A 13,909-nucleotide genomic window follows, 5' to 3' on the forward strand; every position below is an offset into this window, starting at 1 on the left:
GATTTTACTTTAAAGGGTAGGTTTCTAATGACAGATCTCAATCAAAAGATGGCAGCAGCCTGGGAAGACTTCACACCGGGCGAGTGGCAGAACAGTGTCAATGTGCGTGACTTTATCCAAACGAATTATACCCCTTATGACGGTGACGAAGCGTTTCTCACCGGGGCAAGCGAAGCTACCACCAGCCTGTGGGATAAGGTGATGGAAGGTATCAAGCTGGAAAACCGCACCCACGCGCCGGTTGATTTCGATACCGATCTGGCTTCGACAATAACTTCGCACGAGGCGGGTTATATTAACCGCGAGTTGGAAAAAATCGTTGGCCTGCAAACCGATGCTCCGCTAAAGCGTGCTCTGATCCCCTTTGGCGGGATCAAAATGGTGGAAGGTTCATGTAAGGTATATGGCCGGGAACTGGACCCGTCGCTGAAAAAAGTCTTTTCTGAATACCGTAAGACTCATAACCAGGGCGTGTTCGATGTCTATACGCCGGATATCCTACGCTGCCGTAAATCCGGCGTGCTGACCGGCCTGCCGGACGCCTATGGCCGCGGCCGTATTATTGGCGACTACCGCCGCGTTGCGCTTTACGGCATCGATATGCTGATGAAAGACAAGTTCGCTCAGTTCACCTCGCTCCAGAACGATCTGGAAAACGGCATAGATCTGGAAGCTACCATTCGCCTGCGCGAAGAGATTGCAGACCAGCATCTTGCCCTGCGACAGATGAAGGAGATGGCGGCAAAATATGGCTGTGATATCTCCGGCCCGGCGACCACTGCACAGCAAGCGGTGCAGTGGACCTACTTCGGCTACCTGGCGGCGGTAAAATCACAGAACGGTGCGGCGATGTCGTTTGGCCGCGTATCCACTTTCCTTGATATTTATTTCGAACGCGATCTCAAAGCAGGCACGATCGATGAACGAGAAGCCCAAGAGCTGATCGACCATCTGGTGATGAAACTGCGGATGGTGCGTTTCCTGCGCACCCCGGAATATGATGAACTGTTCTCTGGAGACCCCATCTGGGCAACCGAATCACTGGCCGGTATGGGGGTTGATGGTCGTACTCTGGTAACCAAAAGCACCTTCCGTTTTCTGAATACGCTCTACACCATGGGGCCTTCGCCGGAACCCAACATGACCATACTGTGGTCGGAAAAACTGCCGCAGAAATTTAAACAGTACGCGGCAAAAGTCTCTATCGATACTTCTTCTCTGCAATACGAGAATGATGACCTGATGCGCCCGGACTTCAACAGCGATGACTATGCCATCGCCTGCTGCGTAAGCCCGATGATTATCGGTAAGCAGATGCAGTTCTTCGGCGCGCGCGCCAACCTGGCAAAAACCATGCTGTACGCCATCAACGGTGGCGTGGACGAGAAGCTCAAAATGCAGGTCGGGCCGAAAGAAGCTCCGATGATGGATGACGTGCTGGACTATGACAAAGTGATGGAGCGCATGGATCACTTTATGGACTGGCTGGCAAAACAGTATGTTACCGCGCTGAATATTATCCATTACATGCATGACAAGTACAGCTACGAAGCTGCACTTATGGCGCTGCACGATCGCGATGTCTATCGCACTATGGCCTGCGGGATTGCAGGACTGTCGGTCGCGGCCGACTCACTGTCTGCGATCAAATATGCCAGGGTTTCCACTATTCGTGATGAAGACGGTTTAGCGGTTGATTTCAACATCGAAGGTGAGTACCCACAGTTCGGTAACAATGATGCCCGCGTGGATGACATTGCCTGCGATCTCGTTGAACGTTTTATGAAGAAAATTCAAAAACTGCAGACTTACCGTAACGCCGTTCCGACACAATCCGTCCTGACCATTACTTCTAACGTGGTCTATGGTAAGAAAACCGGTAATACGCCTGACGGCCGACGTGCCGGAGCGCCTTTCGGACCTGGGGCAAACCCGATGCACGGCCGCGACCAGAAAGGTGCCGTTGCCTCCCTGACCTCGGTGGCAAAACTGCCGTTTGCCTATGCGAAGGACGGGATCTCTTACACCTTCTCTATTGTGCCAAACGCTCTGGGGAAAAATGACGATGTGCGCAAGGCCAATCTTGCCGGTTTAATGGACGGTTACTTCCACCATGAAGCCAGTATTGAGGGGGGCCAGCATCTCAATGTCAACGTGATGAACCGCGATATGCTGCTGGAAGCGATGGAAAACCCGGAAAAATACCCGCAGCTGACGATCCGTGTCTCTGGCTACGCCGTGCGCTTCAACTCCCTGACCAAAGAGCAACAGCAGGATGTGATCACTCGCACCTTTACGCAATCCCTGTAGGCGATTAGGGCTCCCATCGGGGAGCCCTATTGTACCAGCAGGTCGTTTTTCCGGTGGCCTGAATCAGACTACCGGCAAAACAGACTTAACGCGGCTAAAGAGCGTGTCACCTGGAGATACCATCGCCATGTCAGTAACCGGACGCATTCACTCAATTGAATCCTGTGGCACCGTTGACGGCCCCGGCATTCGCTTTATTACCTTTTTTCAGGGATGCCTGATGCGCTGCCTGTACTGCCACAACCGCGATACCTGGGATACGCATGGCGGTAAGGAAGTGAGCGTAGCGGAATTAATGGATGACGTACTGTCCTATCGTCACTATATCAATGCCTCCGGCGGCGGCGTGACCGCCTCAGGCGGTGAAGCCATTCTACAGGCTGAGTTTGTTCGCGACTGGTTTCGCGCCTGCCGTGCTAAAGGCATCCATACCTGTCTTGATACTAACGGTTTCGTGCGCCGTTATGATGCAGTTATCGACGAACTATTGGATGTGACCGATCTGGTAATGCTGGATCTCAAGCAGGTCAATGACGAAAGACACCAAACGCTGGTGGGCGTTTCAAACCGCCGGACGCTCGATTTTGCCCGCTATCTCACACGGCGCAACATCCGTACCTGGATACGCTATGTGGTGGTTCCGGGTTATAGCGACGATGATGCGTCGGCCCACCAGCTCGGGGAATTTACCCGCGATATGACCAATGTAGAGAAGATTGAACTACTGCCTTATCATGAGCTCGGCAAGCATAAATGGCTGGCAATGGGAGAAGCATACGGCTTGGAAGGTGTACGCCCGCCCAAAGCCGAAACGCTTGAGCGGGTAAAGCATATTCTGGAAAGCTATGGGCACAGCGTGATGTATTAACCGTGCCGCTTCGCGCTGGCGGCCTGTTAACCTACGCGTGCGCGATAGGCGTGGCCTGGCGATCGGCCTTTCGTAGCAGCATGACCAGGTAGACCAACGCCACTCCGCCAATCATGACAAACAGCAGGCTGTCGGAGTATCGCTGCATTAATAAGGAGGTCATTGCCGGACCTACCAGACTGCCCAAAGTGTAGCTTAGCAACAGCGCCTGGTTCATCGCCACCAGCTCGTGGTTTGACACGGTTTCGCAAGCCCAGGACATAGCAACCGGATATAGGGTAAATCCGGCACAGCCGAGGATAAAGAGCGAAGGAGCCATCGCGGCATTGCTTAACATGGCCAGAGCACCCATGATGATCACAAATACCTGTACACGCAGCACCAGCAGACGACCATAACGATCCGCCAACCGGCCAACCGGCCACTGGCCAATAATTCCAGCACTCACCAGTAGAGCCATCCAGTAACCGACTTCGGCATCGGTCATACCCTGATGCGAAAGGTAAAGCGGCATAAGGCCGTACAATGAGCCGAGCACGATCCCGGAGATTATGCAGCCGTTAATTCCCAGGCGGGCGCTACGGCGGCGCAGCATTGACCACATCCGCCCTGCCGGGACCTCTTCTTCGCCCTGATTAGCCGTTACGCGGCAGAATACCAGCGGGAGCATTGCCGCCAACACGACCCCGGTTACCCACGGCAGAACCTGCATAACTTCCGTAGAGACCTTGCTCACTAACAGCTGCCCCACGACGGTGCCGAGGTAATAGACGATCATGTAAGCTGCCAGCATGCGGCCACGGTTACGTACCGTTCCATTGCACATTAGTGCACTTTCGACCACGACCCAAATCAGCGCACAACCAATCCCGGCAATAAAACGCCACAGCGCCCATAATTCAAAGCTGGTTCCTAATCCCAACGCGACGATCGCCACTGCAAATATCAATGATGCAAGATAATAGCTGCGGTTAAAACCGTATCGTTTAATCACCCAGCCTGCGGCTAACGTACCCAGCAGGTTTCCAGCGTAGTAAGAGGAGCTGACGATGCCCACCTGCCAGGTCGGCAGGGCGTCATGCGTCATCCACAAAGGAACTAAAGTATTAAGCACGGCAATTGAAACCGTAAGCAGCAACAGGCCGCAAAGCAACACCAGCACAGGGCGAGACCAGGTAGACATAGTAGTGAATAACCGAAACGGGGGGGATATTTTGCGCGCATCATGCCATTGCTCTGACGATTGGAAAAGCGTAATAGACGGGCAATAGCACGATTTGCACTTGGCCGATTTAAGACGTTAATCCTCGCAGATCGAGAAACGTCCTTATTTTCACAGAAAACTCGTTTAACCTGTTGAATTAAATGAAACAAGAAAGAATGAAGTTGAAATCATCCATCATTTATTTTGCTTAACCGCAGCCAAAAAAAACCCGCCGGCGGCGGGTTCCTTACTCAACCTCCTGCCAGTCAGGCAGGGATTTAGCCAATAAAGTGTAAACCCTTCATATAAGGGCGCAGCACTTCCGGCACTTCGATTCGTCCATCGGCCTGCTGATAGTTTTCCAGCACCGCAACCAGGGTACGCCCCACGGCAAGGCCAGAACCGTTCAGGGTATGCACCAGGCGGGTTTTGCTCTCGCCCCTGGGACGGCAGCGCGCCTTCATGCGGCGAGCCTGGAAATCACCCATGTTTGAGCAGGAAGAAATTTCGCGGTAGGTATCCTGCGCCGGCAACCACACTTCCAGATCGTAGGTTTTCTGTGCGCCAAAGCCCATATCGCCGGTACATAACAACACCTTACGGTAAGGCAGATTGAGAAGCTGTAGGACCTTTTCGGCATGCCCCACCAACTCTTCCAGCGCATCCATCGAATCTTCCGGGCGAGTAATATGCACCATTTCGACTTTATCGAACTGGTGCATACGGATCAGGCCACGCGTGTCCCGACCATAGGCACCAGCTTCGGAACGGAAGCAAGGCGTGTGGGCGGTCATTTTCAATGGCAGAGTTTCCTCTTCCAAAATTTCATCGCGCACCAGATTGGTCAACGGCACTTCGGAGGTTGGGATCAGCGCATAATTGCTGCTGGAGGCCTCTTCGTCCAGCGGACGCGTATGGAACAGGTCCTCGCCAAATTTCGGTAACTGGCCGGTGCCGTACAGGCTGGCATGGTTAACCAGATAAGGCACGTAGGTTTCCTGATAGCCATGCTGTTCGGTGTGCAGATCGAGCATAAACTGGCTCAGGGCACGGTGCATCAACGCTATCTGGCCCTTCATCACAATAAAGCGTGAGCCGGTGAGCTTTACCGCAGCGGCAAAATCCAGACCGGCGGCCATTTCACCCAGCTCAACGTGGTCGCGCACGGTAAAATCGAACTGACGCGGTTCACCCCAGCGGGAAATTTCCTGGTTTTCACTGTCGTCTTTGCCCAGTGGCACCACGTCAGCCGGAATATTAGGGATCGCCATTGAAAAGTCGTTAATGCAGGTCAGCAGCGCGTCCAGCTCTGCTTTTGCCGCGTCCAGACGTTCACCCAGCGCATTCACTTCCTGACGCAATGGCTCGATATCTTCCCCGCGTGCCTTAGCCTGGCCGATGGATTTGGATCGTGAATTACGCTCGGCCTGCAGATTCTCTGTTTCAACCTGTAGCACTTTACGGCGCTCTTCATGCGCGCGCAGCGTGTCAACGTCCAGCTTATAGCCCCGGCGTGCCAGTTTTTCAGCGACTGCGTCTGGCTCGTTACGCAGTAGATTGGGATCGAGCATGGTTGTCCTGTGAATAGTTGTTGAGTAAAAAAGAGGGGGCACACTCACCCAGTGAATGTGTTGATTTCATTACTAACCTTACCGCAACGCCATCATCAGCGGTAGCGTTTTGTCGGGCTATTTTGATCCTGTTCGGCCAGCCAGGCAAGCTTTTCACCAATCTTCCCCTCCAGACCGCGCGATGTCGGCAGATAATATCGCGTATGCGCCAGCTCCGACGGAAAATAACTCTCGCCGGCGGCATAAGCGTTAACTTCATCATGGGCATAGCGATATTCAGCGCCCAGCCCCATTTCCTTCATCAGTTTGGTTGGCGCGTTGCGTAAATGTTCAGGCACATCATAATCGGGATTGTCACGCGCATCGCGCAAGGCGGCCTTAAAAGCGTTATATACCGCGTTGCTTTTCGGTGCACAGGCAAGGTAGACGATTGCCTGGGCAATCGCCCGCTCCCCTTCTGCCGGCCCAACGCGGGTGAAACAGTCCCAGGCAGAGATAGCCACCTGCATACCACGCGGGTCGGCATTACCAACATCTTCAGAGGCGATCGCCAGCAGACGACGCGCAACGTATAGCGGGTCGCCACCCGCGGTGATAATTCGTGCATACCAGTACAGAGCGGCGTCCGGTGCCGATCCGCGCACCGACTTATGCAAGGCCGAGATCAGGTCGTAGAAGCGGTCGCCTTTGTTGTCGAAGCGGGCGCTGCGCTCCCCGGAGACTTCATTGAGCAGGGTCGAAGTCAGTTCACGCTTGCCTTTGCCGTTAACCTCGGCCATATCGGCCATCATTTCCAGCGTATTCAGCGCACGCCGCGCATCGCCGTTAACCAGTTGCGCAATCATATCGCGGGTGTTGTCCGGCAATACGATGTTGTCTTTGCCATAGCCCCGCTCACTGTCCTGCATGGCCTGGTCGAGTACCGCCGAGATATCCTTATCGGTGAGCGATTTTAATAAATAGACGCGGGCGCGAGACAGCAGTGCAGAATTCAGCTCAAACGAGGGGTTTTCCGTCGTGGCACCAATAAAAGTGATGGTGCCATCCTCGATATGCGGCAGAAAAGCATCCTGCTGGCTTTTATTGAAGCGGTGAACTTCATCGACGAACAGGATGGTACGGCGTCCGGCGTGGCGATTCTGTCGCGCACGCTCAATCGCTTCGCGAATGTCTTTTATCCCAGAGGTGACGGCCGAAATACGTTCAACATCCGCCTGACCGTAGTGGCCAATGATCTCTGCCAGGGTGGTTTTTCCCGTTCCCGGCGGCCCCCATAAAATCATCGAATGAAGGTGACCGGCTTCAATGGCACGCGGTAATGGTTTCCCGGCGGCCAGAAGATGCTGCTGACCGATATATTCAGCCAGCGTGCGTGGCCGCATGCGTGCGGCCAGAGGTTGAAACTCATTGTGGGCAAAGTCGAGGGACAGGTTACTCACGGAAACCTCACTGTCGCTGATCGTCCACGGTCACGCCTTTTGGCGGTCTGAACTTAAATTTGTCGGCGCTTATCGGCCCGCTCTGCTGGCTTTTCAGGGCATAGTTACTGCGTTGCCCATCCTGCTCAACCGCGCTGAACTGGTTAATGGTTCCATTTTGCGCCACGTTGATGGTGAACTGTTTCAGATTGCCGTCTGCTGATTTCGGCGTCAGCGAGAAATCGTCACCTTTTTGTGCCACATGATACTGTTTCCAGTCGCTGGCCTGGTTACGCGCTATCAGCATAAACGGGGTGTTACTGGTGGCGTCTTTAAGCAGGCTGGCGCTGGCCTGCTCAACGAACGGATTATAGAACCACAGGGTTTTTCCATCGGAGATCAGGATACTTTCATCGGGCGTTATCATATGCCAGTTGAACAGATTCGGGCGCTGCACCCACATCTCACCTTCGCCGTCCTGCACCGATGTTCCGCTGCCATCCGTCACTTTCTGGCTAAAGGTAGCGTGGAAGCTCTTCACCTTATCCAGGCGCTGTTGCAGATCGCCTGCGGCATCCGCCCATGCACCAGCAGCAGAAAATGTCGCCAGCAGACAGCAGGAAATGATTAATTTTTTCATTACGGCATCCTTATTGAAGGTCTTGTATCCCCTTTCGGGTTAAGCATGACATGAATAACTTTAGCCAGGGAGTCGCTGTAACAACAGGAGAAAAAACTGATCCCTGCGCCAGTACGCTAAGATATGGTGGCAAAAGGGAAAAATTCAACGGGCAAGGCAAGCCTTACCCGTTGGTCGCCAGAGGTCATCAAGGGGCGTTATCTCTCGTGCGGCGGGGGAGCAAGCACCTCGCGGTTACCGTTATGGCCCGGAGATGAAACAATGCCCTGCGCTTCCATCTGTTCGATGATGCGCGCCGCGCGGTTGTAGCCAATACGGAACTGGCGCTGTACGCCGGAGATCGAGGCACGGCGTTTGTCCACCACAAATTCAACCGCCTGATCGAATAGCTGATCCAGTTCCTCTTCACCGTCAATGCCACCAGCAGCACCTTCGCTATCCTCACCGCCGCTAAGTATCCCTTCTTTATACTGTGGACGCTCGCGCGCTTTCCAGTCCTTAACCACCGCATGGACTTCCTGATCGCGCACAAAGGCACCGTGCACGCGCACCGGGATCGATGAGTTAGGCGCCAGATACAGCATGTCGCCCATACCCAGCAGCGACTCTGCGCCAGCCTGATCGAGGATGGTACGCGAGTCGATCTTACTGGAAACGGTGAAAGCGATACGCGTTGGAATATTGGCTTTAATCAGGCCGGTAATAACATCGACTGACGGCCGCTGGGTGGCCAGTACCAGATGGATGCCGGCAGCGCGCGCTTTCTGGGCCAGGCGGGCGATCAGCTCTTCCACCTTTTTACCCACGGTCATGATCAGGTCGGCGAACTCATCGACCATGACCACGATATACGGCTCTTTCTCCAGCACTGGCGGATCCATATCCATGCTGTCGGTGGGTTTCCAGAACGGATCGGGGATTGGACGGCCCATCGCCTCCGCCATATCCACCTTTTCGTTGTAGCCAGCGATATTTCGCACGCCCAAAGCCGACATCAGTTTATAACGGCGTTCCATTTCAACCACGCACCAGCGCAGCGCGTTTGCCGCATCCTTCATGTCGGTAACCACATCAGTTAACAGATGCGGAATACCTTCATACACCGACAGTTCAAGCATTTTCGGATCGATCATGATAAAGCGCACTTCTTTCGGCGTGGCTTTATACAGGATGCTCAGGATCATGGCATTCACGCCCACCGACTTGCCGGAACCCGTGGTACCTGCGACAAGCAGATGAGGCATTTTGCCGAGATCGGCAACTACCGGATCGCCTGAAATATCCTTGCCCAGCACGATTGACAGCGGCGAGGGGTTATCACGAAATGCAGGGCAGTCCAACACTTCACGTAGATAGACCGTTTGACGATGCACGTTGGGGAGTTCCAGCCCGACATAAGGTCGGCCGGGGATCACCTCCACGATACGTACCGCCACCGCTGACAATGAACGCGCCAGATCGCGCGACAGATTAGAGATACGCGCAGCTTTCACTCCGGGCGCTAAATCCAGTTCGAAACGCGTGATGACCGGGCCGGGCGAATAGCCTACCACCTCAGCTTTAACCCGATAATCGGCGAGTCGGGCTTCAATGAGACGGGCGGTCTGTTCAAGCGCAAACTGGTCGACCGGCTCTGTTTCTGACGGTGGCGACGCCAGCAGGTCGAGAGTAGGCAACGGCGTGGTTGGCCTGTGTGTTGGCTGCTCATGACGCATCAGGAACGGATGGATCAAGCTGTCCATGTCCGGCTCCTGCGGTTTAGCCGACGGCACGCCTGCTGGAGGAACCGCTTCAGGCGTTTTATCAGCCGGCGGCTGCTGCCAGGTCGGGGCCGCAGAGTGCGCCGTTTCGGCGGCCGGCGGCTGCTGCCAGGTTGGGGCCGCAGAGTGCACCGTTTCGGCGACTGGCGGCTGCTGCCAGGTCGGGGCCGCAGAATGCACCGTTTCGGCGACTGGCGGCTGCTGCCAGGTCGGGGCCGCAGAGTGCGCCGTTTCGGCGACTGGCGGCTGCTGCCAGGTCGGGGCCGCAGAATGCGCCGTTTCGGCGACTGGCGACGGCGCAGGCTCGACGTCATGCAGGGTAAACAGCGGCTCGCTCGGGCCTTCCTCTACCAAATCATCCATTGGAGAGAAATCGAATGCGCCACGCGTATCCAGCATAAAGGCCGGCCCGTCGTTTTTAACTTCAGGCCTGGCCTCGGGGGCATAACGCTGCTGCTGCTGCGCGGCGAACTGATTCGCCAGCTCGGCCTGTTCCAGGGCTTCTTCATCTTCCGTAGCCTTATTGCCACCGCTATGCTGCTGGTCGAAAAAGGCGGCATGCTCAGTCACGTCCGGCTGAGCAGGAACCTGTCGTTGAACGTCGGCCGGTTGCTGCGTCTGAAGCTGCTCCTGCTCTTTTGCTTTTTCTTCGGCCATACGCTGTGAAGGAAGCTTGATACCGTAGGAAGCCAGTTCACGCCGCGTTGGCAGCTTCACAGGCTTAGGTCGGGGCAATTCCGGGCCAATACCCTGCTTAACCTGGCGATTCACATCGTCAACGCTGGTCGCACTAAAACCAGGCATAAATGGCGCGTTGCCAGCGGCGGACTGCGCTACAGCACCCAACGCAGCACCGGTGGCAGCGGCCGCTACCGAAGCAGGGTGAGAAGCGTGCGCTGTGGAGAAATCAAACGGCGAAGCCGTTGATGTCTCCCGCCAGTTGCCCCTCTGCGGGCCTGCATCTTCTTCATCAAGCGGCACGGAAGGCGCTGGCGTCTGTTCTTCGGGTGGCATTTCAAAGCGATAAAGCGGCGGATCAATCCGTTCATCGGCTGGTGTCACCACAGCCTGTTCTGTCGCCGCCTGCTGGCCGATCTCGACAGAAGCCGTTTCCGCAGGCTTAACAGCGGCAGCGGCAGCGGCAGGTACGGTCTGTTGGTCAGCCGTCGCCTCACCGCCAGCCTGCGCCGTGGATTTTGCTGAGGCTGCGCCGTTCCCCTCGTGGCTTACTTTATCCAGCGCGGCCTTTGGCTTAGAAAGAAGAACATCGTCAGCATGCGCGGAGTTGTCATGCCGGGACGTTAGCGCACTTTCGTCCTGATTGTCGTCACTATCCTGTTCTTCGTACTGCCATGACTCGTCACCGCGCGAACGGTTACTGGCAAAGGTGAGCACGCCCATCACCATCGCACCAATTTTTTCAGCGATAGTGAGCCAGGACCAGCCGGTATAAAGCGTCAGCCCAGCAGCCCAGACACATAGCAGGGTCAGCGTGGCGGCTGAACCGCTTAAATACGGAGCCATAGCGCTGCTTAACAGGCTACCAATCACCCCGCCAGAGGCGAAGTACCAGATGTCATCAGCACTGAGTGCGGCTAAACCGCAGGATGTGACAACCAGCGCCAGCACGCCGATCAGGCGCAGGGCAACGGCAAAATAATCGATATACTCCTGGGAATGGCGCTGCCGGAAAGTGATCCAGCACAGTCCCAGAATCACCGCTGGAATGGCATAGGCCATGACGCCAAACATGAAGAATAGCGTGTCGGCGAGCCAGGCGGCCACTCCCCCCCCTATATTATGGATAGGTTCATGCCAGGCCGTTTGTGACCAGCTGGGATCGGAAGGATTGAAACTCACCAGCGCCACCATCAAATACACGGCGAATAGAGCAACAATAATCAATGATGCCTCAAGCAGGCGATGCCCACCGCTTAAGGGTTGTAACGTGACGTCTTTATCTTCTGAGTATTCCTGGCTCAAGAGTATCTCCAGGTGCCTGTAAACTATGAAGGAAACAGCGCCGGGCATGCCCGACGCTTGACCTGTATGAATTCACAGGAGTGTAGCGAAAACTACCAGGTTTTGCACCTGCCCTGTGTTACCGAGTTTTAATCACTAACCGGTTACTTTGTTTTACTTCTTCCATGACCACATAGGTGCGGGTATCGTTCACGCCCGGCAGGCGTAGCAAGGTTTCACCGAGCAGTTTGCGATAGGCCGACATGTCCGGTACGCGGGTTTTTAATAAATAGTCGAAATCGCCTGAAACAAGATGACACTCTTGAGTTTCCTCAAGTTTTTGCACGGCGGCGTTAAATTGTTCAAATACGTCCGGCGCACCGCGATTCAGAGTAATCTCAACGAATACCAGTAATGACGCGTCAAGATAATGCGGATTGAGCTGCGCGGTATAGCCAAGAATAAAGCCCTGTCGCTCCAGACGGCGTACACGCTCCAGGCACGGTGTGGGTGATAAGCCAACGCGTTTGGATAGTTCGACATTAGAAATACGGCCATCTTTCTGCAGTTCATTTAAGATATTGCGATCGATTCTATCCAGATCTTTACCCGGTCGTTTTTTATTTTCTACCATCGTTAATGTCTCTCATATACTTCTTCCCTATACCTGCCAAAGCCTGAACGACATCCACGTAACAGGTTTGATCATAAGTAGAAGACATATAGCCTGTGCGTGACTGAACGCTTTATCCGCATGACGCATGTTGTCTGTCCACACCATGCGTCATTCCAAATAACAGACTGAGCTTATTCGACCCTAAGCGTAAAGGCCGGGCGTAAACCTGACTTTTACCACCGAATACTCTCTGCTTCCCATAATGTTTTCGCAAAAGCGCAGCCGATTGTCAAAGCAAAACAAAAAAAATCAGTACAACATGCCAAACGAGCCGCTGTCTGTCTGTTTTAAATGAGAATTTCACAACTAATTCGCTGCCATCCAAAAAGGCGGACGATCTTTTTTTAGCCCGTGTCTGGCCTGCTTCTGCGGTTGATTGGCGCAAGCTTTTTCATTAATTGTTAACAAAATCGCAGAATGCTTTTTTTGCCTCGTCAAATTCCCTACAATCCTCATATCTGTTTGCCAGTTAAATAATGAGGGTCTCATGAGCACGGCTAAACACAGTAAGTTACTGATATTGGGTTCCGGCCCCGCTGGGTACACCGCTGCCGTCTATGCAGCTCGCGCTAACCTGAATCCGGTACTGATCACCGGATTAGAAAAAGGGGGCCAGCTCACCACAACGACCGACGTCGAAAACTGGCCGGGCGATGCGCACGATCTAACGGGCCCACTGCTGATGGAGCGTATGCAGGAACATGCGCTGAAATTTAATACCGAGATAATCTTCGATCATATCCACAGCGTCGATTTGCAAAACCGCCCTTTTCGCCTGATCGGTGACGAAGGTGAGTACACCGCCGATGCGCTGATTATCGCTACCGGCGCGTCAGCACGCTATCTCGGCCTGCCTTCAGAAGAAGAGTTCAAAGGACGTGGCGTTTCCGCCTGCGCCACCTGTGACGGCTTCTTCTATCGCAATCAGAAAGTTGCGGTGATCGGTGGGGGGAATACGGCGGTAGAAGAAGCGCTATACCTTGCCAACATCGCGGCTGAAGTCCATTTGATCCATCGTCGCGACAGCTTCCGCGCAGAGAAAATCCTGATCGATCGCCTGAATGAAAAGGTGAAAAACGGCAACATCGTGCTGCACACCGACCACACGCTGGACGAAGTGCTGGGCGATCAGATGGGCGTAAGCGCCCTGCGCCTGCGTTCCACTAAAGATGACCGGAGCAAAGACCTCGCCGTTGCCGGTTTGTTCGTCGCCATCGGACACAGCCCGAATACGGCTATTTTTGACGGTCAGCTGGCGTTGGAAAACGGTTATATCAAGGTGCAGTCAGGCACTCACGGTAACGCGACGCAAACCAGTATCCCTGGCGTGTTCGCCGCAGGGGATGTCATGGACCACATTTATCGCCAGGCCATTACCTCTGCCGGTACGGGCTGTATGGCGGCGCTTGATGCTGAACGCTACCTTGACGGTCTGGTTAAAAATAATCAGTAAGTTGTTAAAACTCTGAGCGAATTACACCCAAGGCGACGAGCAATTGT

The 13,909-nt window shown here is 54.4% G+C and carries 9 protein-coding genes; 3 read left to right on the plus strand and 6 right to left on the minus strand.

Annotated elements, in window-relative coordinates:
* Positions 1 to 27 precede the first annotated feature (27 nt).
* The gene (pflB, locus tag ETA_RS11855) at positions 28 to 2,310 is read left to right on the plus strand and encodes a formate C-acetyltransferase (protein WP_042959001.1); all 2,283 of its coding nucleotides are present in this window, start codon (positions 28 to 30) and stop codon (positions 2,308 to 2,310) included.
* 127 nt (positions 2,311 to 2,437) lie between these two features.
* Positions 2,438 to 3,178, plus strand: coding sequence for a pyruvate formate lyase 1-activating protein (gene pflA, locus ETA_RS11860; protein ID WP_042959002.1), 741 nt, complete (start codon positions 2,438 to 2,440; stop codon positions 3,176 to 3,178).
* A 31-nt stretch (positions 3,179 to 3,209) separates the two neighbouring features.
* Here the strand turns inward: pflA and ETA_RS11865 are convergent, their stop codons facing one another.
* From ETA_RS11865 to lrp, 6 genes are all read right to left on the minus strand, one after another.
* Positions 3,210 to 4,361, minus strand: a complete 1,152-nt coding sequence (locus tag ETA_RS11865; RefSeq protein ID WP_012441867.1) for an MFS transporter — start codon at positions 4,359 to 4,361, stop codon at positions 3,210 to 3,212.
* A 299-nt stretch (positions 4,362 to 4,660) separates the two neighbouring features.
* Positions 4,661 to 5,953 carry a serine--tRNA ligase gene (gene serS / locus ETA_RS11870; RefSeq protein ID WP_012441868.1) on the minus strand — a complete coding sequence of 431 codons (1,293 nt, stop codon included), beginning with the start codon at positions 5,951 to 5,953 and terminating at the stop codon, positions 4,661 to 4,663.
* 95 nt (positions 5,954 to 6,048) lie between these two features.
* Complete coding sequence (locus ETA_RS11875) at positions 6,049 to 7,392, minus strand: replication-associated recombination protein A (RefSeq protein ID WP_012441869.1); 1,344 nt, start codon at positions 7,390 to 7,392, stop codon at positions 6,049 to 6,051.
* 7 nt (positions 7,393 to 7,399) lie between these two features.
* Positions 7,400 to 8,011, minus strand: coding sequence for an outer membrane lipoprotein chaperone LolA (lolA, locus tag ETA_RS11880; RefSeq protein ID WP_012441870.1), 612 nt, complete (start codon positions 8,009 to 8,011; stop codon positions 7,400 to 7,402).
* Between the two features lie 197 nt (positions 8,012 to 8,208).
* The gene (locus tag ETA_RS11885; RefSeq protein ID WP_012441871.1) at positions 8,209 to 11,754 is read right to left on the minus strand and encodes a DNA translocase FtsK 4TM domain-containing protein; all 3,546 of its coding nucleotides are present in this window, start codon (positions 11,752 to 11,754) and stop codon (positions 8,209 to 8,211) included.
* Positions 11,755 to 11,872: 118 nt separating this feature from the next.
* Complete coding sequence (lrp, locus tag ETA_RS11890) at positions 11,873 to 12,367, minus strand: leucine-responsive transcriptional regulator Lrp (protein ID WP_004156893.1); 495 nt, start codon at positions 12,365 to 12,367, stop codon at positions 11,873 to 11,875.
* A 529-nt stretch (positions 12,368 to 12,896) separates the two neighbouring features.
* Between lrp and trxB the strand changes: the two genes are divergently transcribed.
* Positions 12,897 to 13,862 (plus strand): thioredoxin-disulfide reductase, encoded by a 966-nt coding sequence (gene trxB / locus ETA_RS11895; RefSeq protein ID WP_042959004.1) that lies wholly within the window; start codon positions 12,897 to 12,899, stop codon positions 13,860 to 13,862.
* The last annotated feature ends 47 nt before the right edge of the window (positions 13,863 to 13,909 follow it).

This window comes from Erwinia tasmaniensis Et1/99 (assembly GCF_000026185.1).
GTDB lineage: Bacteria > Pseudomonadota > Gammaproteobacteria > Enterobacterales > Enterobacteriaceae > Erwinia > Erwinia tasmaniensis.